This window comes from Acinetobacter sp. WC-743, from assembly GCF_000335555.1.
GTDB lineage: Bacteria > Pseudomonadota > Gammaproteobacteria > Pseudomonadales > Moraxellaceae > Acinetobacter > Acinetobacter bereziniae.
Genome location: NZ_AMFQ01000118.1, coordinates 77,282 through 100,849 on the forward strand (window position 1 = coordinate 77,282; position 23,568 = coordinate 100,849).

Below are 23,568 nucleotides of genomic sequence, written 5' to 3' on the forward strand. Positions count from 1 at the left end.
TCCTCAATGATGATCATTCTACTTTTGTTGTTATATCACATGATTATTGATTGGTGAGTTCTAACGCTCGTTGGTAAGCAATTTTCTTTTTGATGCCCATTAAATCAGCTGCGAGTTGCGATGCAGCTTTAACAGATAAGTCCTGTAATAATCGTGTGAGTAGTTGATCTAACTTATCTTGTTCAACATCTTGATCTTTGGCATCAGGTAGACCACCGATGACTAAAACGATCTCACCTTTTTGTTGGTGATGATCATTTTCAATAAAACTCACCAATTCACCTAGCGTCATTTTTTTAATAGTTTCAAAGGTCTTGGTGATCTCGCGAGCGAAACCGACGGGGCGTTGTTCACCAAAAACCTGAGCCATATCTTTGACACTGTCTAAAATACGGTGGGGCGCTTCATAGATAATCATGGTTTGCGTTTCATATTTTAATTTTTCTAGTTGTATTAAGCGCTGAGATTGTTTTGAAGATAGAAAGCCTTCAAAACTAAAACGGTCACTAGGTAAGCCAACAGCACACAAAGCTGCAATTGCAGCGCAAGCGCCCGGTACAGGAATGACACGGATTCCATTGTCTTGTGCAGCACGAACCAATTTAAATCCAGGATCACTAATGAGCGGGGTTCCAGCATCACTGACCAGTGCAATATCTTGACCTTGCTTTAATTTTTCGATAAGTATATCAATTTTGTTACTTTCATTATGATCATGACACGCTGTAAGTGGAGTTGAGATATTATAATGTTTTAATAATTGAGCGGATTGGCGGGTATCTTCTGCCGCAATAATAGAAACCGACTTTAAAACTTCAATAGAACGGAAAGTCATATCATCTAAGTGCCCAATTGGGGTCGCTACGACAAATAATTGAGCACTCATAAAGGTCTCCATGAAAAATAAGATAGTGTTGAACAGTATTAAAAGACTGGTATGTTTGGGAATAATTGGATTTACAATCCAAGTTCACGCAGAAATTCTTGTTATCTTACCTGAAACAGGTCCCATGTCGCGAGCAGGTTTAAGTATCAAACAAGGAATATTGAATGCATCTCATGCATCCAAGAACCAAATTCCATTAAAATTTGTCGATTCTGATCAAAAACCCATCAAAACCATATTGAAGCAAAATGTGAATAAAAAGACCAAAATGATTATTGGTCCTTTGGCACGTCCAGATGTAGAAGCATTGATTAATTTAAAACCTAAAGTTCCAGTGCTTGCTTTGAATGAGGTGTATCCGACCCATAAAAATGTTTGGCAATATAGTCTGTCTAAAAATGACGATGCTTTAGCACTTCTGGATTATATTCAGCATGATAAAGTGAGCAAACTTTATGTTGTTCGTGAAAAGGGCACTGAGGCAGAATCAATCAGCTTTTTAAATGCACTTTTCGCAAATTATGCAGGAGAAGTTGACCCAGTAGATGCGATGCCAAATACGACCAAAGCAAGTGAAGGTATTTTATTGCTTGGGTCAAATCAATGGTTGGCAAATTTAAAGAAGTTAAAGAAAAAGAATATTTATACTCAAGCGATCGCCGTGAATGAAAGTAAAACATTACCGAAAGGCATGAAGTTCTGTGATGTGCCTGCTTTGTATATCAAAGAATGGGAAGATGTGGTGAAAGCCTATAAGGATCAACCAACGTCATTACCTTATCAACGTTTATATGCATTTGGTGGTGATGCTTGGTACATTGCTGAACAATTTGTGTTAGATCCCAATGTCAAAAGTCTAACCTTTAATGGGCGGACAGGAAAAATTAAAATTGAAGGTAATCGCGTTGAGCGCATTCCACAATGTTTTGAGCGCTCTAAAAATAACTTAGTGCCCTTATAGTTGAATGATCGATGGCTAAAAATAATTTAGGACAATGGGCAGAGCAAGAGGCAGTAAAAATATTGCGGCAGTCTGGCTACACGATTGTCAAATTGAACTATTTTTCTCGCTTTGGCGAAATCGATATTATTGCTGAGACACAGCAAGAATTAGTTTTTATTGAAGTGAAAGCCAGAACGTCAAGCTATAGGGGATATGCCTTTGAAGCAGTGAATTTGATTAAGCAACAAAAAATGATCAAAACGGCGTTTAGGTTTTTACAAGAATATCCGCAATATGAACAGTATTATTGTCGTTTTGATGTAATTGGGTTTGATTTACATCATAAAATTGCAAAAAACGTACAGCAAGACTTAAGTAAAATCTCTTATGATCAGTCTTGGATTGAAAATGCATTTACTTTGGATGCAGACTTGATTAATCTGTGATGAAGAATTGCCTCACAGTTTTTTATCAAAAAAAAGATATGTTCCAACATCTTAATGAGTAATCAGGATGTTGTGTTGTCAGTTAAAATCATTAGGAGTCTTGCTGAGTGTTAAAGCGTATTGTCATCACCATGATGTGTGTAGCAAGTTTGTCTGGTTGCGCTAGTTTTATCTCAGGTGGTACTGGTTCTTCACCAGTGGGAACAGAAAGCGGTGTCCGATCTTTAGGGCAGGTTTTTATTGATTCTTCTATTGAGCGTACTGCGAAAATTAATCTATATAAGCTGGATGCTCGATTTAAACAATCTCGTGTAAATATTAATAGTTTCCATAGTAATGTTTTACTGACTGGACAAGTGCCTGATGCACATTTAAAGCAGCTTGCCGAAGACAATTTACGTGCAATGAGTGACGTAAAAGCGGTACATAATTATTTAACTGTTGGCAATCAAATCGGCTATAGCACCATTATGCAAGACGCTTCTGTCACCGTAAATACGCGTGGCTTAATCATGAAAGCGCCTGTCGTTTCTGATAACAAAGTTTTGGTTCATACTGAAGATGGCGTACTGTATGTTTTGGGTCGTTTAAATAATGCTGAAATCGCAGATTTAAATGATGTTCTACAAAAGGTTGGAAATGTGACTAAAATTGTGACCTTGATTGACAATGTTGAGCAAGCAAATAATTCAGTTCAAACTTCATCGTTTACGGCACCTGTGGTAAACAATGCACAACAACCAGATGTGCAAACCCCTGTTGCAATTGATCCAGATGCTTCAGGGCAAAACAATAATGTTATCCAACAATAGATTAGAATTGCTAAAAATTAAACTTGATAAGCAATTTCAACAGCTTAAAGTCAAGTTTAAAGCACATTATCAAGATTTTCGTTTATATGATTTAGGCAGCATAACGATCAATGGACTAACCCCTAAAAAGGGGTATTCCATAAAATCAAACATTGCTTATGGTTTAAAAGCTCGACAACGTTTAGATCTATATCTTTCCCATCAAACACATAACAAAGCTTTAATTGTTTTTGTACATGGTGGTGCTTGGAATCATGGTGATAAAAGTGCCTATAAATTTGTAGGTGAAGCATTTAGTCGCTATGGCTATAACGTTGCGATTATGAATTATCATTTAGCACCTGAACATAAGTTTCCAAGCTATGTTGATGATTTAGCCGTTGCTTTGAATTATCTTGAACAACAGCAAACACGTTTAGGGATTACTACAGATAAAATTGCACTCATGGGGCATTCAGCTGGGGCATTTAATATTGCCTCATTGCTTTATCATCCCAAAAGTTATGCTTTGGCGCTAAAACCAAACATCAAAGCCATGATTGGAATTGCGGGACCTTATCATTTTGATTATACAGGTGATGCTTTGGCTGAAGATGCATTTGATCAGGCGATTCCATATCAACAAGTGATGCCTTATTACTTTGTTGCCAAGAATGATGTAAAGCATTATTTATTTCTGGCTGAAAATGATCAAATCGTAAAGCCTTCGAACTCATTTGATTTCAAACAACAATTACATGAACAAGGTAATCATTGTGAAATCTTGACGATTCCTAAAACGGGACATATCTCGATTATGGGAAGTGTTTCGAGTTTATTCAGTCGTTTCTTTATGACACGATCGGAAATTATAAAAGTACTCGATGATGCAATGAACAAAGCCTAGCAATCGCTAGGCTTTTTATTAAGGATATGGATCAAATTAATCTTGGTGCATCGGTGTATTGTGAATCACATGTTCAATCATGGCATGTGCAATACTGCCTGTGAACGGCGTTTCAGGCAATTGATCAAATTTGAAAAATTGCGCATCACTGATCTCTTCTTCTTGTAATACGATTTCACCCGCCTCATATTCGGCTTTAAAGGCGAGCATCAAATTACTTGGAAAAGGCCACGGTTGACTCGATAAATATTGTACATTCTTTACTTTTAAACCGACTTCTTCCAAAGTTTCACGCTTTACCGCTTCTTCAAGGGTTTCACCGACTTCAACAAAACCTGCAATCAGACCATACATATTACTTTTATTCTTGGCATTTTTAGCCAATAAAATTTCATTCTCGCCACGTGTGATCACCGTAATAATACACGGCTGTACACGAGGGTATTGGTGATAACGACAGGCAGGGCAAACCATTGCATATTCAATCGGGTGAACTTCTGTTTCATGTCCACAGTGACTACAAAATTTATGATTTCGACGCCATTCAAGCAGTTGCACTGCTCGGCTGGCTTGTTCAAATTCAGATTTTGTCCATTGTGAGATGAGCTGTCGAATTGGAATCAGTTGATAACCTTGTGGAATTTCATCTTCGATAAAAAGATCTCGGGCAATGATTTGATCACCCGAGTTAAAACTGATATCACTTGCCAATTTCTCTACTTTCGGAAGTTGTAAGTTTTCATCTACTAAAAGTTGTTGGTGATGAAAGATATAAGCAACTGATAATTCTGACATTAGGCTACCGATTTTAAATTTTGACTACTTGCTAATGCTACATCAAACATCGTTTGCAAAACAGGTTGTTTGTTCTGTAGATTTTCAATCATCATATCTGCACTGGCTAACACATCCAGAAGTTTATTGATCTGTTGTTGGTTAAATATCTGTTCTTTGTTGAGTCCAGACTGAATAAATTCGGCAGACTGTGCCAATGCCTTTTGACCATCTTTGGCTGCAAGGAACAATAAAGCTCCTCCAATTTCATATAATTGAGAAGGTAGTAGTTCTAGACTTGTAGATTGCGGATCTTGTAAATATTGAACCAGTGTTTGTGAGCTTAAATCGACCATTGCCTTAGTTTCAGTCAGTAAAGCGGTGTGAGCTTCATCAAGACGGTCTAAAGAAATATGTAGATTATTGACCTTTAATTGCAAGCGATTAGAAGTGTAATTTCGTTCAAGAATTCCAATAGAGTTCATCGCAGATAGAATACTATTCATCAATTGCTGTGCATAGTTTTCATCTCTCAGCATGTTTTCTTGAGACAACAGATCAGCTTGCTGTTTTAGTTCGCTATAGGCTTCATTTAAGTTAAGTACTTTAAATACATGTGCAAGGTCTGTGAGTTTACTCTTTAATTCTTGAGTTTTCTCATCACTCATATTTTGATAATTAAACTCGATATCATTACGGATTTGCGACATTTCATCTGTAATGAGCTGGCTGACACTATGAATCGTATCGAAATCTGGTCCGTACAAATGACGACTAAAAATCTGTAATTGAGTATCCGTTAAAATATCTTCGCCTACATTGATTTGCTCACGAATGTGTTGGGAAATTTCATCTTCCTGACTAATACAAATACTCAATACATTTGCAGTATCGGTTAAGGATGGAATAAATCCTGCAAGGTCTTTAAAGAATGATGAAATGTTGGTTTCGATGCTAATTAATGTTCTTAAACGTGTATCGTTGAGGATAATATTTTCAATCTGATTTAAAGCCACAGCAATCAGCGCCCAATATTGAGCACTCGGTTGTCCTTGAGCGATATTGGCTAAATAATTGCCAACCAGTTTTATCCCTTGCAGATCTAAATCTGTCTCTTGTTGATTTAAGAGTTTATGCAGACACAGCTTATAAAGCTTATGTACATGCACTGAATGTTCCAAATCTGGAGTTTGTAAGAGATTAAAACTAGGCGTCACGCAATCCAGTAGTGGCATAATAGCTTGACCTTCTGGCGTGAGTTCTAAACCTAAAGAAAGTTCCAAGCGGTTTAGTGTGTCATGCAAAAATTGTGGCACTTTGACTTCACGTAGACAACTAAACTCGATGTAACGTTTGAGCATGGTTGTACCTTCGCTCAATGCAATCACATCTTGAGTATTGATTTCACGTGGGTTTTGCATGATTTTACGCATGACTTGTGCTGAAAGTTCGGCAATTTTGGCAACTTGAGGCATGTCAATCAGCATCAGTACATGACTACATTGTTCCAGTTGTAGCAATGCATCATCAATACCAAAGGGTAAAGTTTGATCTTCAACTAAACTGCTGACAGCAGATTCAACTTGTAAAATTGAATTATCGACTTCTTTTTTAATAATCAGTAATGCCGTCGGATCAAAATGTATAGAGGTTTGGTAAGACATTGATCTGCACCTTTCCTGGGTATCTAAATGTTCTATTGCATAGCCTCAAAACGAGGCTAATTTTCTAAGTTTTAATATAGCTGAACAAGGGACTTTTTACAGAAAAAAATCAGCCTAAATAGGAAATTTTATTTTGCAAAAATGCAGGCTTCCCCATGTTTTTCTTGATATTTATTGACCCAGTTCTCATGTGCTTCCAATTCTTCATCTGAAGCGTAAATTACTGGAACATCAATTTCAATTTTTTGCCGTGTTGTATTCCCCTGAGCTTGTTCAGTATGTGCAGAAATAGCATCCATGTCAAAGGATACTTGTCCGCCTGTCATTGCGAGATAAACATCGGCTAAAATTTCAGCATCAAGCAATGCGCCGTGGAAAGTACGATCACGTTGAACAATTTCGTAACGTCGAACAAGTGCATCTAAAGAGTTTTTTTGTCCTGGATGCTTACTTTTAGCCATCGCTAAAGTATCAGTCACTGTACACACTTCAGACAGGGCAGGAAGACCACTGCGTTTGAATTCCATATCCAAGAAGTTCATATCGAAGCTTGCATTATGTGCAATGATTTCACTGCCTTTTAAGTAGTCGAATAGGACTTCTGCAATTTCCTCATACTTGGGTTTGTCTTTTAAAAATTCATCAGTGATCCCGTGGATGGCTTCTGACTCACCTACAGGTTTTCCTGGATTAATGTAGATGTGAATCGAACTGCCTGTGAGTTTACGGTTGACCATTTCAATCGCACCAACTTCAACAATTCGATCACTGTCCTGATAATAAAAACCTGTGGTTTCGGTATCAAGAATAAACTGTTTAGGTCCATGCAGTTTTATGGTCGCAGGTGTAATCACAATTTGCGGGTGAATATTCATATCTTTCATTTGAGTACTTTGTTCAACCTGTTCTACTACATCTTGATCACGCAAATTATTATTTGGTGTCTCAGAACTTGTCACAGTTTGTTTGGGTGTCGGCAATTCAGTATCGATAGTTTCATCGGATTCCATCAGGTCAAATCCGAAGGGATCATCAAGCAACCAGTCTTTTTCATCTTTTTTTTTATCATTATTTTCTACAATCTGTTCGGTGGCTGATTGAGGCACCTTCGTGTTTTTTGCTGCCAATGTTTGTTCCGTACCTAAGTTTGCCAACTGATCAGCCATTTCATTGCCTGCATGACCTGCATGACCTTTAATCCAATTCCATTCGATTTCACGACCTCTACATACGCGATCTAATTTTTGCCATAAATCAGGATTTTTGACATCTTTCCAATTTTTCTTTTTCCAACCTTCAATCCATTCGGTAATACCGCGCTTTACATAGTTGGAGTCGGTCCAAATAATCAGTTTCGCTTCTGTAGGGCAAAATGAAATGCCTTCAATAGCAGCACTTAGCTCCATACGATTATTGGTGGTATCCAGCTCACCACCACACAATTTATGCTCTTCAGTTTCAGTGATGATATAAGCACCCCAGCCACCAGGACCTGGGTTGCCTTTACAAGCACCGTCGACATAAAGTGTGATTGTTTGTGACATAGTAATAACCAATGAAAGTGAATTAAGAGTTGAACATCGCGGTTTAAGAATTTATTGTATACGCAAATCAGCGTTTTCTACGCATGAACTGAGATTTTTTTAATTTCTTGTAACATTTGTATGCAATTCGCATTCAAATTTTGCCTTGTATGCGCCCTAAGCTCTACTAAAATGGCAAAGATAAAATAATTTACTAAATGTTGTTCGGAACCCTTATGTTTAAACCTACCACAATGGTGTGGCAACCTACTGCATCTGTTTTCTTTAAACTATCACTATTAACATCTGCATTGGCGGCACTGGGTTTGACTGCTGGGTGTTCTTCGAACCCATCGACGTCAAAAACTCAAACATCAAAGTCGTCAGGAATGTTGGACGCGAACAGTTTGGATTCACTAGAGGATCTTCTGTCAGCAACTGATATGCGTGCGGTAGAAGGTGATCGTTTATTGATTTTAAAACATGGTGACGTTTGGAAGCGCATGTCTGTTGGTTTTAAAATGGATGAAAACCATTGGGACCCACGGATTGATGCGCAACGAAGCTGGTTCGTTTCTCGTCAACCTTATATAGATCGTTTGAGTGCCCGTGCATCACGTTATCTTTACCATACAGTAAAAGAAGCTGAACGTCGCGGTTTGCCAACTGAATTGGCATTATTACCAATCATTGAAAGTTCTTACGATCCTGCTGCAACCAGTAGTGCTGCGGCAGCGGGAATGTGGCAGTTCATCCCAAGCACAGGTAAAATTTACGGTTTAAGACAAACCAGTTTGTACGATGGGCGTCGTGATGTGGTTGAATCCACTCGTGCAGCATATGAGTTTTTAGGTGGTTTGTATAATCAGTTTGGTTCATGGGAATTGGCATTGGCAGCATACAATGCTGGTCCAGGACGAATTCAACAGGCAATTAATCGAAACCAAGCAGCAGGGTTGCCAACAGACTATTGGTCATTACGATTACCACAAGAAACGATGAACTATGTTCCGCGCTTTTTGGCGGTCGCACAAATCATTAAAAATCCATCTAAATATGGTGTAAGTTTACCGCCGATTGCCAATCGTCCGCATTTTAGAGAAGTCGCTGTTCCACCAGGTGCACAATTGAATCAAATTGCGTCCATCACAGGTTTAAGCCGTGCGGAATTGTACGCGCTGAATCCGGGGCATCGTGGTGAAGTTGTTGATCCATCAAGTACTTTACGAATTTTGATTCCTGCTGATTTAAGCCCAACAATTGATTCCAAGTTAAGAGCTTTAAAATCAAGCTCTGATGGTGGATTTTGGGCAAGCAATAATAGCCCAACGACAGCAACCCAGACTTTAACACCTGCTGGTGTAACGTCTACGGTAACGCAATCGATTACGCCGACCCGTACCACGCCACCTGTATTGAGTTCAAATAAAGCAACCACTACGACAACCAGCACTGCAAATTCAGTAAATACTTTAAAGAATACGCCACAGGGCTCAGATGCTTTGGCGCGATTTGCCGCCAATGCAGATATTCCAAGTGCACCACGTATTCCTGTTGCCGTTACTACGGCTGCCAATGTTAAACCTGTTGCCGTAGAACCGCCTATTTCTGCACGAGAAAAGGCCCAAATTCTTGCCGCGGTGAAAGCTGAAGGTGAAAAAGAAACAGTTAAACAAGTGTTAGAGCCACAAGCAACACAAGCAGAAAAAGAAGAAGTTGTTAAAGAAATTAAAGCAATTGCGCCACAAGGTACGGAAGTTTTAGATCCGTATGATGGCAAAATTAAATTGACTGCGATTCAGACCAGTCAATCAGTCGCAGAAGTGCAGGGTAGAGAAAATACGGTTGGATTTGCCTATCCTAAAGGCTTGGCTGATACTACACCAGCAAATTCTGAAGAAGCGAAACTGAATCAAGATAAGAACTTTAAGAAAACTGATACTGAAGTCGTGGTGGAGCCTCCTAAAGGTAAACGCAGCACTTATACTGTTTTGGCAGGTGATACTTTAGCAACGATTGCTTTGAAAAATGGAGTCAATTGGCGTGACATTGCCAAATGGAACCAAGTGGATCCAAATGGAACTTTATTTGTTGGTGCAACATTGTATTTGTATGATGCTAAACCACAGATTGATGCGCCAACCACCTCACGGAAATCAACAGAGTCAGCACCGACCACTTATGTGGTTAAACCGAATGACAGCTTAACTGGCGTTGCCAATCAATTTGATTTATCGGTTTCACAATTGGCAAGTTATAACAATTTGAATACCAACAGTAATTTATTTGTTGGTCAAAAATTAAAACTTAAAGATACTGCTGATGATAAATTATCAGAAATTAATAAGACTGTGGTTCGAGCAGATACATCTAAGCCCGTTGCTAAAGTAAGAACTAAATCTTATGTGGTCAAACGTGGTGAATATCTCAAAATCATCGCTGATCGTTATGCATTATCAGTTCATGAACTTGCTGATTTAACTCCAGGATTAGATATTTCAAGCAGTTTGTTTGTCGGGCAAAAAATCAATGTGCCCCTTAATGAAGTGAATGAGCAAGAGAACAAGCTTGAGTCGAAAGTGGCTGAGCAAAGTAAGTTTAAAAATCTGAAATCTGAACCAAGCTATAAAACGGAAAACTATAAAGTTCAAAGTGGTGATAGTTTATCCAGTATTGCAGCACAGTCTAAATTATCTTTAACGGAGTTGGCTGAGTTGAATAAACTCTCTCCATCTCGAAACTTACTTGTAGGTCAGGTGATCAAAATTCCTGCTGGAAGTTCTACTCCAGAGACCTATACAGTTCAATCGGGCGATAGTTTGATTGCAGTTGCCAACAAATATAATTTACAAGTTAACCAAATTGCTGAGTTAAATGGTCTAACGACGACCTCAGGTTTGCTGGTTGGACAAAAGCTCAAATTAACAGGGACACCTGAAAGTAGTGCTAAAGACAGAGCACATAGCAAAAATGAAGCGAAATCTGAAGCTTCAAGCAAGGACATTCATGTCGTAAAATCAGGTGAGACGCTGGCAAGTATTGCCAAGAAATATAAATTACAGTTGAGCTATTTGAGCGACTTAAATGGTTTATCTCGTAATCAAGCACTTGATGTTGGACAACGTTTGAAAATTGAAGGAGATTTACCCAGTAAATCCTCGTTTTCTAAGGAAAAGGAAGACTTAAAAGCTTCAGCAAAGTCTTCATCTAAAGCAGCGAGTAAGAATACTGAAAGTTATGCTGTTAAGGCAGGCGAATCTTTAAATGTCATTGCAAGTCGTGTGGGTTTATCCGTACAAGAACTGGCTGAGATGAATGATTTAAGTCCACGTGCTGGTTTACAGCGCGGTCAATCCATTCGTATTCCTAAAACTGTCACTGAGTACAAAGTGAAAAGTGGCGACTCATTGATTCGTTTAGCCAGTAAGTTCGGTATCGATACTGGCGCATTAGCTGAGATGAATGATCTGAAACCAAATGCCGCTTTACGTATTGGTAGTATTATCAAAGTTCCAAATCTTTAATTGATTTGGGTGGTAGATGGATTTACTGAGTGATTTAAATTTTCAAAATGATTTTTTGAATCAAGGAAAGTAGGGGAATGCACCTGAGTTTTACACATGTCAGTACGTTCGTATTGGCATTGGGGGGAGGTATTGCAGTGGATGTAGCTGCTGCAATTCAGACTACACCTTATATTGCGGTTTATAATTCGCCATTATATGTCAAAGCTCAGGTTATGCCTTATGCCAATATCAATGCGCCAAAAGGCGGTTATATCAGTACGTCAAGTATCGGTACATTTGATAATTTAAACAGTTTGAATGGCAAAGGCAGTTCGACTGAAGGAATCAACTATGTATTTGATAGCTTGATGGATAGCTCATTGGATGAACCAGGTGTGTTATATCCACTACTTGCTGAAAAAGTCAGTTATGACCCCGCTAAAACCAAATTTGTCATTTTTCACCTAAATCCTCAAGCCCGTTTTAGTGATGGGTCACCAGTCACCGCTGAAGATATCAAATTTAGCTTTGATACGATTCAGACCAAAGCCAATCTTGGCTTTCAAATGTATTTATCTGATTTGGCAAAAACGGAAGTGTTGTCCAAGTATCAGGTAAAAATGACCTTTAAATCTGCCCATAATCCTGATATGCCTTATATTTTGGCAAAGATCGCAATTTACTCAAAAGCGGATTGGAAAAATAAAGACTATAGCAAAGTGACTTTGCAACCGATTTTAGGATCTGGTCCTTATTTAATTGAACGAATTGATTCTGGACGTAGTATTACTTATAGACGGAACCCACACTATTGGGCAAAAGACTTGCCTGTAAATCGCGGACGTTATAACTTTGATCGAATCAAATATGTTTATTATCGCAGTCCTGAAGTTGCTTTTGAGGGCTTTAAGTCCGGACAGTATACATTTTACCAAGAGAAAAGCGCGCGCAATTGGGTGACTGCTTATCATTTTCCTGCGGTAAAAGCAGGACTAGTCAAAACTTATACCGCTAAAATTCAAACACCGGCATTAACTCAAAGTTTGGTATTTAATACCCGAAAAACACCTTTTAATGATCTGTATTTTCGACAGGCCTTAACCTATGCTTATGATTTTGAATGGATCAACAAAGCTTTGTTATATGGTCAAAATATTCGACTACAAAGCCATTTTCAAAACAGTGAGCTAGCTGCAACGGGGAAACCCAGTGTTCAAGAACTAGAGATTCTTAAACCTTATCTTAAACAACTTCCAACTTTACAACGAGAAGGTGTTTTAGCAGATTGGCAATATCCTGTTTCTGATGCCAGTGGTTTTAATCGTCAAAACCTGTTGATTGCACGTTCTATTTTATTAAAAGCAGGGTATCGTTTTTACCAAGGTCAATTGCTTGATCAGCAGGGGAAACCTATTCGCATTGAGTTTTTGATTCATCAGGATGGTGCGCAACGAACTTTACTGCCCTATATACGCAATTTAAAAAAACTCGGTATTCAAGCCACGATTCGCCAAGTGGATTTGCCGCAATATACTGAACTTATGCGCCGTTTGGATTTTCAGATGACGCCAATGGACATGCCACAATCTTTGACACCAGGTGCTGAACAGGCTCAAATGTGGGGTTCTAAAGCGGCAGATGAGATAGGCAATTATAACTATGCAGGAATTAAAAATCCTGTGATTGATCAATTGATCCAAAAGATGATTGCTTCCCCAAATCGTGAACAACTGGTATTACATACACGTGTACTCGATCGTGTGTTACGTGCTGGTTATTATCAAATTCTGACCTATGGCAATGATAAAAATTGGTATGCCTATTGGAACATGTATCATCAACCTGTAATTAAACCCAAACTATCACTCGGTTTGGAGTATTGGTGGGCTGATCCGATTGAAACTAAAAAAGTAGAGCAATATTTAAAAAGATAATCGATGAAAAAAATTGTCTAAAAGACAATAGTATGCAAAACATAAGTGACTCAAATTAAGTTGTAGTTAAATTGATTCATCCATCCTCATGAGGACATAAGGAACCTTGTTGCAATGGGCACATATATACTCAAAAGGCTATTACTGATCATTCCAACATTGTTCTTTGTTTTATTGATCAATTTTGTTGTGGTTCAAATTGCACCAGGCGGACCTGTTGAACAGGCGATTCAGCAAGCAGAAAACTTTCAACGAGATAATATCGGCACGGGTGGGATTTCTGCTTCGATTGACCGTCATGAGTATCGTGGTGCGCAAGGTTTGAGCCAAGAAATGGTTGAGCAAATCAAAAAGCAATATGGTTTTGATCAACCCGCGTATCGACGTTTTGGACTGATGCTGAGCAATTATTTGGCTTTTGATTTTGGCAGCAGTTTTTTTAAAGATAAACCTGTTACAGAACTCTTACTCGAAAAAATGCCAGTCACAATGTCTTTGGGTTTATGGAGCACTTTGCTGATTTACTTAATTTCCATTCCTTTGGGTATAAGGAAAGCCAAACAGAATGGTCTTTTTTTTGATCGAGCAACATCATTGCTACTCGCTGTAGGTTATGCCGTTCCTGCTTTTGTCTTTGCGATTTTGTTGATCGTATTTTTTGCTGGTGGTTCTTATTTTCAGTGGTTTCCATTACAGGGTTTTGTATCAGACAACTTTCACAGTTTGAACTTGTTTGAGCAGGTGATTGATTATTTTTGGCACATGGCTTTACCTTTGTTGGCAATGGTGCTGGGTGGTTTTGCCAGTTTAACCTATCTTACAAAATATACATTTATGGAAGAGTTAAATAAGCATTATGTCCTTGCCGCACGTGCCAAAGGTTTGACCGAAAATACAGTACTCTACAAACATGTATTCCGTAATGCCTTATTGGTGATTGTGGCAGGGTTACCCGAAGTGCTTGTGGGGGTGTTTTTTGTAGGTAACTTACTGATCGAAATAATTTTTAATTTAGATGGATTAGGCTTACTGGGTTTTGAAGCTGTACAACAGCGTGATTATCCTGTGATTTTTGGTACTTTATTCTTTTTGACCCTCTTTGGTCTGATTTTAAGATTGATTTGCGATGTGTTGTATCGGGTGATTGACCCTCGGATTGATTTTGAATCAAGAGGTGCGAAATAATGTCACCAATCATGCATGCCCGTTTAGAGAAATTTAAACAAAATCGATTGGGCTTTGGCTGTTTTATTCTATTTATGGCACTGTTTGTGATTTCTATTTCAGCTGAATTTATTGCCAATGATAAGCCAGTATTGGTCAAATACGATCAGCACTATTACATGCCTGTGTTTAAAGCCTATCCAGAAACAACCTTTGGTGGAGTTTTTGAAACTGAAGCTGATTATCGAGATCCTGTTGTTCAACAGCTGATTGATGAAAAAGGCTGGGCGATTTGGCCTATTCTACGCTTCTCCTATCAGACCCCTAATTTAGATTTAGCTGTCCCTGTACCATCGCCACCCACAGCACAAAATTGGTTGGGAACAGATGACCAAGGACGTGATGTTTTGGCCAGAATCCTGTATGGATTACGTTTATCCTTGTTATTTGGTTTTGCCCTTACGTTGTTTGCTGCTTTTCTTGGTGTCGTTGTGGGTGCGATTCAGGGCTATTATGGTGGATGGATTGATTTGATTGGGCAACGAATCCTTGAAGTTTGGGGAGGATTACCCACTTTATTCATGGTGATTATTTTAGTCAGTTTGTTTACGCCAAGTGTGTATTGGCTGTTTTTGATCATGTTGATTTTTGGCTGGACAGAGTTGGTGGGTATTGTGCGAGCGGAGTTCCTTCGTGCGCGTCACTTGGATTATGTGCAAGCAGCGCGTGCATTAGGTGTAAGCGATTTAGTGATTATTTTTAGGCATATTTTGCCGAATGTCATGAGTTCAAGCTTGTCACAATTACCTTTTATGTTGACTGCAAATATTACAGCACTTACGGCGTTGGATTTTCTAGGCTATGGCTTACCACCTGATGCCGCATCTTTGGGAGAGTTACTGCTACAAGGCAAAAATAACCTAGATGCACCGTGGCTTGCACTTTCAGGTTTTTTTACATTGGCGTTGGTTTTGTCATTATTAATTTATATTGGGGAGGCGACACGCGATGCATTCGATCCAAGACGCCAAAAATAATGATGAATCTTTATTATTGTCTGTTAAACATTTGCACATTGAAAATAAACAACAGAAAGTGCTGGTTGAGAATCTGAATTTTGATTTACATGTCGGTGAAACTGTAGCGATTGTCGGGGAGAGTGGGTCCGGGAAATCTATCAGCGGTTTGGCTTTACTGGGATTACTTCCCGATGATTTAAAAGTTTCAGGGCAAGCTGTCTATGATCAACACGACTTATTGGCACTCAATCAAAATGGTATATTAAATATTCGTGGTAAAAAAATTGCCATGATTTTTCAAGAACCGATGACCGCTTTAAATCCATTGCATAAAGTAGAACGGATTGTGGGTGAAACCTTAATTTTAGAAGGGATGTCTAAAGAAAAAGCCAGAAAACGTGTCTATGATTTATTGTGTGATGTCGGGATGGATGATCCTGAGGATAAGTTACAACGTTATCCACATGAACTGTCGGGCGGGCAAAGACAACGTGTTTTAATCGCTTCGGTATTGGCACAAAAACCCGAAATTATTATTGCAGACGAGCCAACCACAGCATTGGATGTTACTTTACAATCCCAAGTCTTAAACTTATTACAATTGCTGATTTTGAATCATAAAATGGCGATGATCCTGATTAGCCATGACTTGAATTTGGTTCGTAAATATTCCAATCAAGTGATCGTGATGAATCAGGGACGAGTTGAAGAAAAGGGTTTAGTACGAGATATTTTTCTAAAACCTAAAACAGCATATACCCAATATTTACTGGATCATAACTTTGGTGAAGCCAATCCAGCACCGAATGACAGTCATTTGGTACTGTCTTTACATCGACTCGGGGTCAAATTTCCAATTCGGAAAGGGCTTTTCAATCGAATCCAAGATTATTTTATTGCGGTTGAGCCTTTAAATTTGCGTTTGAATCGTGCTGAATCCATTGGGATTGTTGGAGAGAGCGGTTCTGGCAAAACATCTTTAGCTTTGGCAATTGCAAGACTGATTGAAAGTACAGGTAATATTGTTTTATTAAATCAAGATATTAATCGCTTGAATCAACGCAAATTAAGACCGCTACGCTGCAATTTTCAGATTGTCTTTCAAGATCCATTAAGCAGTTTAAACCCAAGAATGACGGTCGATCAGATTATTCGAGAGGGCTTGGCACTACAAAATTTAAAAGAATCAGAAATGATTATTCGGATCAATGAAATTTTGAATAAAGTTGAATTACCTGTTGTCGTGAAACAACTTTATCCGCATCAGCTTTCAGGAGGACAACGTCAACGTGTCGCTTTGGCACGTGCAGTGGTCCTGCGACCTAAATTACTGATTCTTGATGAGCCAACATCTGCACTTGACCGAACCACACAGCGTGCAATTGTGAAATTATTGCGTCAATTGCAACAAGACTATCAAATGAGCTATTTATTTATTAGTCATGACTTGCAAGTAGTCAAAGCACTTTGTCAGAAAGTATTGGTGCTGAAAGAGGCGAAGGTTATCGAGTTTCAAGATACCCAAGATTTATTTGACAAGCCGTTGAATAGTTACACAAAAAATTTAATTAAAGCGAGTCAATATTAAGCTGTAATGATTGAGTAATTTTAATCTCTTCAGTCACACTTACAAAATTGACAAATTAAATTGTCAGATTTACGCTTGAACTATGATAAATTTAAAATAGAGTAAAAACTCTAATCATTGAAGAGATTTGACCATGAGCCATCTTGCAGAATCATTAGAAATAAATAAGACCATTTTTAAAAACCGCATTATTAAAGGTGCGATGAGTGAGGCACTGGCAAACCATGCCGGACAACCCAATCAACTGCATTTGGGATTGTATGATGCATGGGGCAAAGGTGGTTTGGGTTGTGCGATCACCGGTAATGTGATGGTTGATTTCCGTGCTAAAAATGAGCCGGGTGTGGTTGTGGTTGAAACCGAGCGAGATCTTGCCAAATTGACTGAATGGGCAAATATCGGAAAAAAACACGGCATGGTGCAATTGATTCAATTGTCACATCCGGGACGTCAGTGTCCAAAAGGGTTAAATAAAGAAACAGTTGCGCCATCTGCCGTACCGTTTAGTCCATTATTGGCAACCACATTTGGGACTCCTCGAGCGCTAAGTGAAGCTGAAATCTTAGATATTATCCAGCGTTTTGCAGAATCAGCGCGGATTTGTGAAAAAGCGGGATTCGAAGGGGTGCAGCTCCACGGCGCACATGGTTATTTGATCAGTCAATTTCTCTCACCGTTGACCAATAAGCGTCAAGATCAGTGGGGCGGTTCGATTGAAAACCGTATGCGTTTCTTATTGGAAATTTATCAAGCAGTTCGTGCCAAAACCTCAGAAAAATTTATTGTATCGGTTAAGTTGAACTCTGCGGACTTTCAACGTGGTGGAATTACTGAAGAAGAAGTGGTGCAAGTATTCAAAGCGATTGATGCAGCTGGTATTGATATTATCGAAATTTCTGGTGGAACTTATGAAGCACCAGCAATGGCGGGAGCAAAGGCTGACAAGCGTAAACAAAGCACTATTGCACGTGAAGCATATTTCCTAGATTTTGCTGAAAAAATCCGTAAAGAGGTTAAATGTCATCTGATGGTGACAGGTGGTTTCCGCACAGCGCAAGGGATGAATGCAGCACTGGAGAGTGGCGCTTGCGAATTTATTGGTATTGCTCGTCCTTTGGCAGTAGAGCCTGATGTGAGTAATCATTTGATCGCAGGTCAAGATGTGCGTTATGCAGTAGAGCAAATCAAAACTGGTATTCCTTTTGTTGATAAAATGGCAATTATGGAAATCCTTTGGTATGCCGCACAATTTAAAGCAATCGGTGAAGGCAAAAAGCCAAATCCAAAACTTTCACCATTAAAAGTTTTCTTGAATTATGCCAAAAATAATGTCAAAGCTGTGATTCAAGGGCGAATAAACTCACGCAAATCAGCTTAAGGTCATCTAAGATTGATCATTAAAGAGACCATTGTGAAATGGTCTTTTTAACGCCTAAACTTTTTTATTCAAAAAATAAAGACTGAATAGTGAATTTTAAAAAAGCTGCCATAATCACGATTATCTGGCAGCCTTTTTTGAGCACTTTTGAATCAATCGCACTGAGATTCAGCTCAAACGGTTAAGTCGTCAAATTCAGTTCAAATTAGTGTGCACAAAAAGCCATATTAAAATATTCAAACAGTTCAGGTGTGTTAAACCACAGTAGGCTAGACAAGAGCAACAATAGAATAATGACACCCCAAACAGCAAATTTTAACCATATATCAGTATCAGTCATCGACAACCGCCTCCTCATTCACGAAGAAATGCACAATAACGCCAAACAGACTTAACGCAATTGAACAACCCCAGATGATGTTGTAGTTACCTGTTATATCATGGTTTAAGCCACCCAACCAGCCACCAAAAAATGAGCCGACTTGATGGGTGAAAAATACAATACCGCTGAGCATGGTTAAATATTTTACACCAAACATATTGGCAACAATGCCATTGGTTAAAGGAACCGTTGAAAGCCAAAGAATGCCCATAATGATGCCGAAAGCGTATACCGTCCAGATGCTCAGTGGCAGCATCAAAAATGCAATGATGGTTACGCCTCGTAAGCCATAGAGACCCATTAACAAATGAGGTTTTGAATATTTATCGCCTAACCAGCCTGCGGCATAGGTTCCTACAATATTAAATAATCCAACCAGTGCAAGAAATACTGTACCTGTTGAAGCATCAAAACCATGATCAATCAGATAGCCTGGAAGATGAATCCCTAAGAACACCACTTGGAAACCACACACCAAGAAACCAAAGGCCAACCACAGAAAAGGTTTATGATGAAATGCAATGTTTAAAATTTGTTTAAAGGTTAAGCTCGGTTTTAGCGCCTGCTTGACTGCATTTGGCGGGGTATACATTGGTGCTTTCAGCATCCATGCCAATGGGATAATCAATACAACCAAGACGGCTGTAATGACTAGTGCTGAAGACCATCCAAAGTTTTTAATCAGTAGGAGAGTGGTAGGCAACATGATAAATTGCCCAAATGAACCTGCCGCACTTGCAATCCCCATAGCCATGCTACGTTTGCTTGGATGAGCAGCACGCCCAACTGCTGAAAGGAGTACCGAAAAAGAAGTTGCAGAGAGAGCTAAGCCAATAATTAAACCGACACTGAGGTCAAGTAAAAGGGCATTTGAACTGACTGACATCAACAACAAGCCAATCGTATAAAGTACACCACCAACTGCAACAACTTTTTTACTGCCGTATTTATCAGCAAGTGCACCTGTAAAGGGTTGAACAGCACCCCAGAGTAAGTTTTGCATGGCAATCGCCAAGCTAAAAACTTGGTGACTCCAGTTAAACTCATGGCTCATCGGGACTAAATAAAGTCCAAAACCATGACGCACACCCAAAGAAAGTGCCAAGATGAAGGCACTTCCAATGAGCATATAAATGAGAGGTTTAGAAAAGCGAGTGTCGTCCTGTAGCGCTGACATAAGTGGTCCATTGAATCATCATATGAGAATTGTAGAGGATTCAATGGGACTTAGCGATAGAATAAAATTTTATCAATCGATAAATTTTAGTGATCAATCTGCTCGGTTTAGGTCAATGATTTTAATTTATTGATTAAATGATTTTTCAATGAAATCATTTTAGTCTCAGAAATTAAAAACGGTAACCTACACCCACATAGGTAATCAGAGGATCGATATCAATTTTAGTCTTAGCAGTAACAAGATCTTTATTGGTATTTGAGTTTGAAATGGTAATTGTGGCATCGCTACTCATAGGAGCATAAGTTACTGAGCCTACGCCAAACCAACGCTCATTAAAGTCATAGGTTGCACCTAATGTTGCCATAGGCGCCCAAGCATCATCTGCTTTGACTTTGACTACAGGATTTGCTGAAGATAGTTTACCATCAAGTGCAGCACCTGCTTGATTATCTAAGACATTTTGAATCATATGACCTGCTGCAATCAAATCATCTTTCACGCCATTATCGACTTTTAAATGGGTGAAATGTGCATACATCACACCGACACCAAGATAAGGTCGAAATTTATTTACACCAGATTTACCAAATTGATAATGTAACTCTGCTGCTGGTAACCATGCAGTTGCCGATGCTGCTTTAGCGTGCTTGGATAAATCGGTAATCGGAATATCTTTCTGTAAGTCAATACTCCCGAGTGGAGTTGAATCTTTGCCTGTCAAAGGGGCATAGATTTGACCTTTACCTTCAATCTCAACTTTAGGTGGAATACCCGCTTTAAACTCTAGAGAAATATTGTCAGTAAAGTAATAATTGCCCATCAAGCCAAAAGTATCAACATCTTTTGCTGTTAAGCCTGTACCTTCAGCAGTCCAACTCGATAAGCCATTGACCGTTGCTGTACCAGTTAAAGCACTGGGAATTGTGTCACCTAAAAGTCCGATTGCACCATATAGAAAAGGATTTGATTCCTTAACAGCTGCATCTAGTACAGCTTTTTTAGAAATATCTCCTACTTTTGATTGGGTTCCTTCAGCAACGGCGGTATTCACTTTGATCGGATTGCCATTGCCTTGTGGCATAGCATGTAACCAGCCTGCTGAGACAGAAAATCGCTTAAATCCATCACCATCTTTCAAACTAAAATAAGGTGAATCCGCATGTGTCAGCATGGGTAAAGTCACACATGTGGTGATCATGCAAAGTAATGATTTCTTCATAGAATTGGACTCCATGTCCGCAATTGATACTAATTTTTATGTATTTTTATTATTAGGATTTTTTGCTGTGTTTGAATGTTGCTTTTGCAAGGTGTTTTTTTAAGTGAATGTTCTTTTTTTAATGTTTTATTTATCATCGGGTTGATAATCTTAGCATCTGTGTAATTGTGTTAACATTGCATTACATTGTAAAAATAGAAGATTTTGACGGTAAAAAATATTTTAAAACAATATCTTATTTATAGTGGAAAATTGCAGTAATAAAAAAAGGTCATATCAATATGACCTTTTCTTAAATGACTCAAGTCAGTTTAGTCAATGACTTATTTATTTCTGAAAGCGAGACAAGTCTTCTTCAGGGCGCGCGGTTAAAACTTCAACACCATTTTTAGTGACTAGCAGTGTATGTTCGTATTGCGCTGAAAGGCTATGATCTTTGGTTACGACAGTCCATTTATCGCCCATTAAACGGGTTTGCCAAACGCCTGCATTGACCATAGGTTCAATGGTAAAGGTCATGCCTTCTTCTAAAACCATACCTGAGTTTGGTTGTCCATAATGTAAAACTTGGGGTTCGTCATGGAATACAGTGCCGATACCATGACCACAATATTCACGGACAACGCTAAAACGCTCTGACTCAACATACTTTTGGATTGCAGCACCAATATCGCCAATTGTAGAGCCTGGTTTAACGGTTGCCATACCACGGTACATTGCTTCTTGAGCAACTTTACATAAACGGTCTGCAATGATTGAAGTTTCTCCACCAACGACATACATCATATTGGTATCGCCGTGGTAACCATCTTTAATCACTGTGACATCAATATTCAGGATATCGCCTTTTTTCAGGATTTTACTTTCAGACGGAATGCCGTGACATACCACGTGGTTCACAGAAGTACAAATCACATGTTGGAAAGCAGGTCGACCGGGTGCAGCGCCATAACCCAAACATGCAGGTATAGCATTTTGTGTATTGACAATATAGTCATGACAAATCGTATCCAACTCCAGTGTACTGACACCTGGTTTGATATGCGGTTTGATCATATCCAAAACTTCTGCAGCCAATCGACCTGCAACACGCATCTTCTCAATTTCATCTGCGGTTTTGATTAATCGACGGGGCGCTTCGTAAGTACTGTTCATGATCTTTAAAAACTTTTGGAAATTTGTATGTGACTATGGTATAAATAGCCGCCCAATTTATCAAATGCTTTCTGTGACTTTCTTTATGAATCGTTTATGGGAATTTTGATAAGGGCAATTTAAAAATCCGCACATATGTCGTCACATTACTCTGGGTGCCTGAAAGGGTGGAGAATGCGGACATATGGAGGCCTAACCCAAACTTTTAAGGTAAAGAAAATGGCAGATTACAACGTAAGCATGCGCGACCTTCTTCAAGCTGGTGCGCACTTTGGTCACCAAACTCGCTTCTGGAACCCAAAAATGCGTCAATACATTTTTGGTGCGCGTAACCGCATTCACATCATCAACCTTGAACACACTGTTCCTGCGTTAAATGATGCTTTGAATTTTGTTAACAATCTAGCAAGCAAAAAGAACAAAGTATTGTTCGTTGGTACAAAACGTGCTGCTTCTAACATCATTCGTGAGCAAGCTCAACGCGCTGGTCAACCTTATGTTGATCACCGTTGGTTGGGTGGTATGTTGACTAACTGGAAAACTCTTCGTCAGTCAATCAACCGTTTGAAAGATCTTCAAACTCAATCACAAGATGGTACTTTTGCTAAACTTACTAAACGTGAAGCATTAGAACGTACTCGTGAAATGGAAAAACTTGAACGCTCTTTAGGCGGTGTTAAGAACATGGGTGGTTTACCTGACGCATTGTTCATCATCGACGTTGATCACGAAGCAATCGCGATTAAAGAAGCTAAAAACCTTGGTATTCCAGTAATCGGTATCGTTGATACAAACTCTAACCCAGATAACGTAGATTTCGTTATTCCTGGTAACGACGATGCGATCCGTGCTGTTACACTTTATGCTTCTGCAATGGCTGATGCGATTATTGCTGGTAAAGAATACGCTCAAACTCAGGCAAATGCTCAAGCTAAAGGCGAAGAAGCTGCGAAAGAAGCTCCTGAGGCTTAATGCGTTTTGACGCAAGCTTGTCATTTTTGTGAATTAAAATGATGACAAATTGAGCGTCGATAAAGCAAAACGGCCCAGAGAAACCTTTGGGCCGTTTTTGTTGAACAGATTCATATTCTACCGTATTTAGGAGAACA

The 23,568-nt window shown here is 39.0% G+C and carries 19 protein-coding genes; 11 read left to right on the top strand and 8 right to left on the bottom strand.

The window, feature by feature from the left end; translation table 11 throughout:
* Nucleotides 1-43: 43 nt before the first annotated feature.
* The gene (gene rsmI, locus ACINWC743_RS18230) at nt 44-886 is read right to left on the bottom strand and encodes a 16S rRNA (cytidine(1402)-2'-O)-methyltransferase (RefSeq protein ID WP_004831728.1); all 843 of its coding nucleotides are present in this window, start codon (nt 884-886) and stop codon (nt 44-46) included.
* A gap of 10 nt (nt 887-896) precedes the next feature.
* Here rsmI and ACINWC743_RS18235 point away from each other — a divergent pair, with 10 nt between their 5' ends.
* The 4 genes from ACINWC743_RS18235 (at nt 897) to ACINWC743_RS18250 (ending at nt 3,973) form a co-directional block, all read left to right on the top strand.
* Entirely contained in the window at nt 897-1,847 is a 951-nt protein-coding gene (locus tag ACINWC743_RS18235; protein ID WP_035301412.1) for a penicillin-binding protein activator, read from the top strand.
* Between the two features lie 11 nt (nt 1,848-1,858).
* Nucleotides 1,859-2,275: a YraN family protein gene (locus ACINWC743_RS18240; RefSeq protein WP_009586441.1), complete on the top strand. Its 417-nt coding sequence runs from the start codon at nt 1,859-1,861 to the stop codon at nt 2,273-2,275.
* A gap of 107 nt (nt 2,276-2,382) precedes the next feature.
* A complete protein-coding gene (locus ACINWC743_RS18245) occupies nt 2,383-3,087 on the top strand; it encodes a BON domain-containing protein (protein ID WP_004831722.1) in 705 nt (234 codons plus the stop codon).
* On the top strand, nt 3,071-3,973 hold the full coding sequence (locus ACINWC743_RS18250; RefSeq protein ID WP_009586468.1) for an alpha/beta hydrolase: 903 nt from the start codon (nt 3,071-3,073) through the stop codon (nt 3,971-3,973). The genes ACINWC743_RS18245 and ACINWC743_RS18250 overlap by 17 nt, the downstream gene beginning before the upstream one ends.
* A gap of 36 nt (nt 3,974-4,009) precedes the next feature.
* Here the strand turns inward: ACINWC743_RS18250 and nudC are convergent, their stop codons facing one another.
* The 3 genes from nudC to dnaQ all read right to left on the bottom strand — a co-directional run bounded on the left by nudC (nt 4,010) and on the right by dnaQ (nt 7,955).
* Nucleotides 4,010-4,768, bottom strand: a complete 759-nt coding sequence (gene nudC / locus ACINWC743_RS18255) for an NAD(+) diphosphatase (RefSeq protein ID WP_004831720.1) — start codon at nt 4,766-4,768, stop codon at nt 4,010-4,012.
* Nucleotides 4,768-6,411: a hypothetical protein gene (locus ACINWC743_RS18260; protein ID WP_009586503.1), complete on the bottom strand. Its 1,644-nt coding sequence runs from the start codon at nt 6,409-6,411 to the stop codon at nt 4,768-4,770. Before ACINWC743_RS18260 ends, nudC begins: the two co-directional genes overlap by 1 nt.
* 128 nt (nt 6,412-6,539) lie before the next feature.
* On the bottom strand, nt 6,540-7,955 hold the full coding sequence (dnaQ, locus tag ACINWC743_RS18265; RefSeq protein WP_009586486.1) for a DNA polymerase III subunit epsilon: 1,416 nt from the start codon (nt 7,953-7,955) through the stop codon (nt 6,540-6,542).
* Between the two features lie 215 nt (nt 7,956-8,170).
* On the opposite strand from dnaQ, the gene ACINWC743_RS18270 reads away from it, so the two are divergent.
* From ACINWC743_RS18270 to ACINWC743_RS18295, 6 genes are all read left to right on the top strand, one after another.
* On the top strand, nt 8,171-11,458 hold the full coding sequence (locus ACINWC743_RS18270) for a LysM peptidoglycan-binding domain-containing protein (RefSeq protein WP_035301413.1): 3,288 nt from the start codon (nt 8,171-8,173) through the stop codon (nt 11,456-11,458).
* 77 nt (nt 11,459-11,535) lie between these two features.
* The gene (locus ACINWC743_RS18275; RefSeq protein WP_009586466.1) at nt 11,536-13,374 is read left to right on the top strand and encodes an extracellular solute-binding protein; all 1,839 of its coding nucleotides are present in this window, start codon (nt 11,536-11,538) and stop codon (nt 13,372-13,374) included.
* Nucleotides 13,375-13,488: 114 nt separating this feature from the next.
* Complete coding sequence (locus tag ACINWC743_RS18280; RefSeq protein WP_009586477.1) at nt 13,489-14,559, top strand: microcin C ABC transporter permease YejB; 1,071 nt, start codon at nt 13,489-13,491, stop codon at nt 14,557-14,559.
* Nucleotides 14,559-15,575, top strand: a complete 1,017-nt coding sequence (locus tag ACINWC743_RS18285; protein ID WP_009586483.1) for an ABC transporter permease — start codon at nt 14,559-14,561, stop codon at nt 15,573-15,575. Before ACINWC743_RS18280 ends, ACINWC743_RS18285 begins: the two co-directional genes overlap by 1 nt.
* A complete protein-coding gene (locus ACINWC743_RS18290; RefSeq protein ID WP_009586485.1) occupies nt 15,547-17,145 on the top strand; it encodes an ATP-binding cassette domain-containing protein in 1,599 nt (532 codons plus the stop codon). Before ACINWC743_RS18285 ends, ACINWC743_RS18290 begins: the two co-directional genes overlap by 29 nt.
* 133 nt (nt 17,146-17,278) lie before the next feature.
* The gene (locus ACINWC743_RS18295) at nt 17,279-18,523 is read left to right on the top strand and encodes an NADH:flavin oxidoreductase/NADH oxidase family protein (protein WP_009586482.1); all 1,245 of its coding nucleotides are present in this window, start codon (nt 17,279-17,281) and stop codon (nt 18,521-18,523) included.
* A gap of 205 nt (nt 18,524-18,728) precedes the next feature.
* Here ACINWC743_RS18295 and ACINWC743_RS25105 read toward each other — a convergent pair whose 3' ends face one another.
* The 4 genes from ACINWC743_RS25105 to map all read right to left on the bottom strand — a co-directional run bounded on the left by ACINWC743_RS25105 (nt 18,729) and on the right by map (nt 22,459).
* Nucleotides 18,729-18,863: a hypothetical protein gene (locus ACINWC743_RS25105; RefSeq protein ID WP_004831707.1), complete on the bottom strand. Its 135-nt coding sequence runs from the start codon at nt 18,861-18,863 to the stop codon at nt 18,729-18,731.
* Entirely contained in the window at nt 18,856-20,082 is a 1,227-nt protein-coding gene (locus ACINWC743_RS18305; RefSeq protein WP_009586510.1) for an MFS transporter, read from the bottom strand. The genes ACINWC743_RS25105 and ACINWC743_RS18305 overlap by 8 nt, the downstream gene beginning before the upstream one ends.
* A gap of 172 nt (nt 20,083-20,254) precedes the next feature.
* A complete protein-coding gene (locus ACINWC743_RS18310; RefSeq protein ID WP_009586497.1) occupies nt 20,255-21,304 on the bottom strand; it encodes an OmpW/AlkL family protein in 1,050 nt (349 codons plus the stop codon).
* 327 nt (nt 21,305-21,631) lie between these two features.
* Complete coding sequence (map, locus tag ACINWC743_RS18315) at nt 21,632-22,459, bottom strand: type I methionyl aminopeptidase (RefSeq protein WP_004831704.1); 828 nt, start codon at nt 22,457-22,459, stop codon at nt 21,632-21,634.
* A gap of 219 nt (nt 22,460-22,678) precedes the next feature.
* Between map and rpsB the strand changes: the two genes are divergently transcribed.
* On the top strand, nt 22,679-23,431 hold the full coding sequence (gene rpsB, locus ACINWC743_RS18320) for a 30S ribosomal protein S2 (protein ID WP_009586494.1): 753 nt from the start codon (nt 22,679-22,681) through the stop codon (nt 23,429-23,431).
* Nucleotides 23,432-23,568 lie beyond the last annotated feature (137 nt).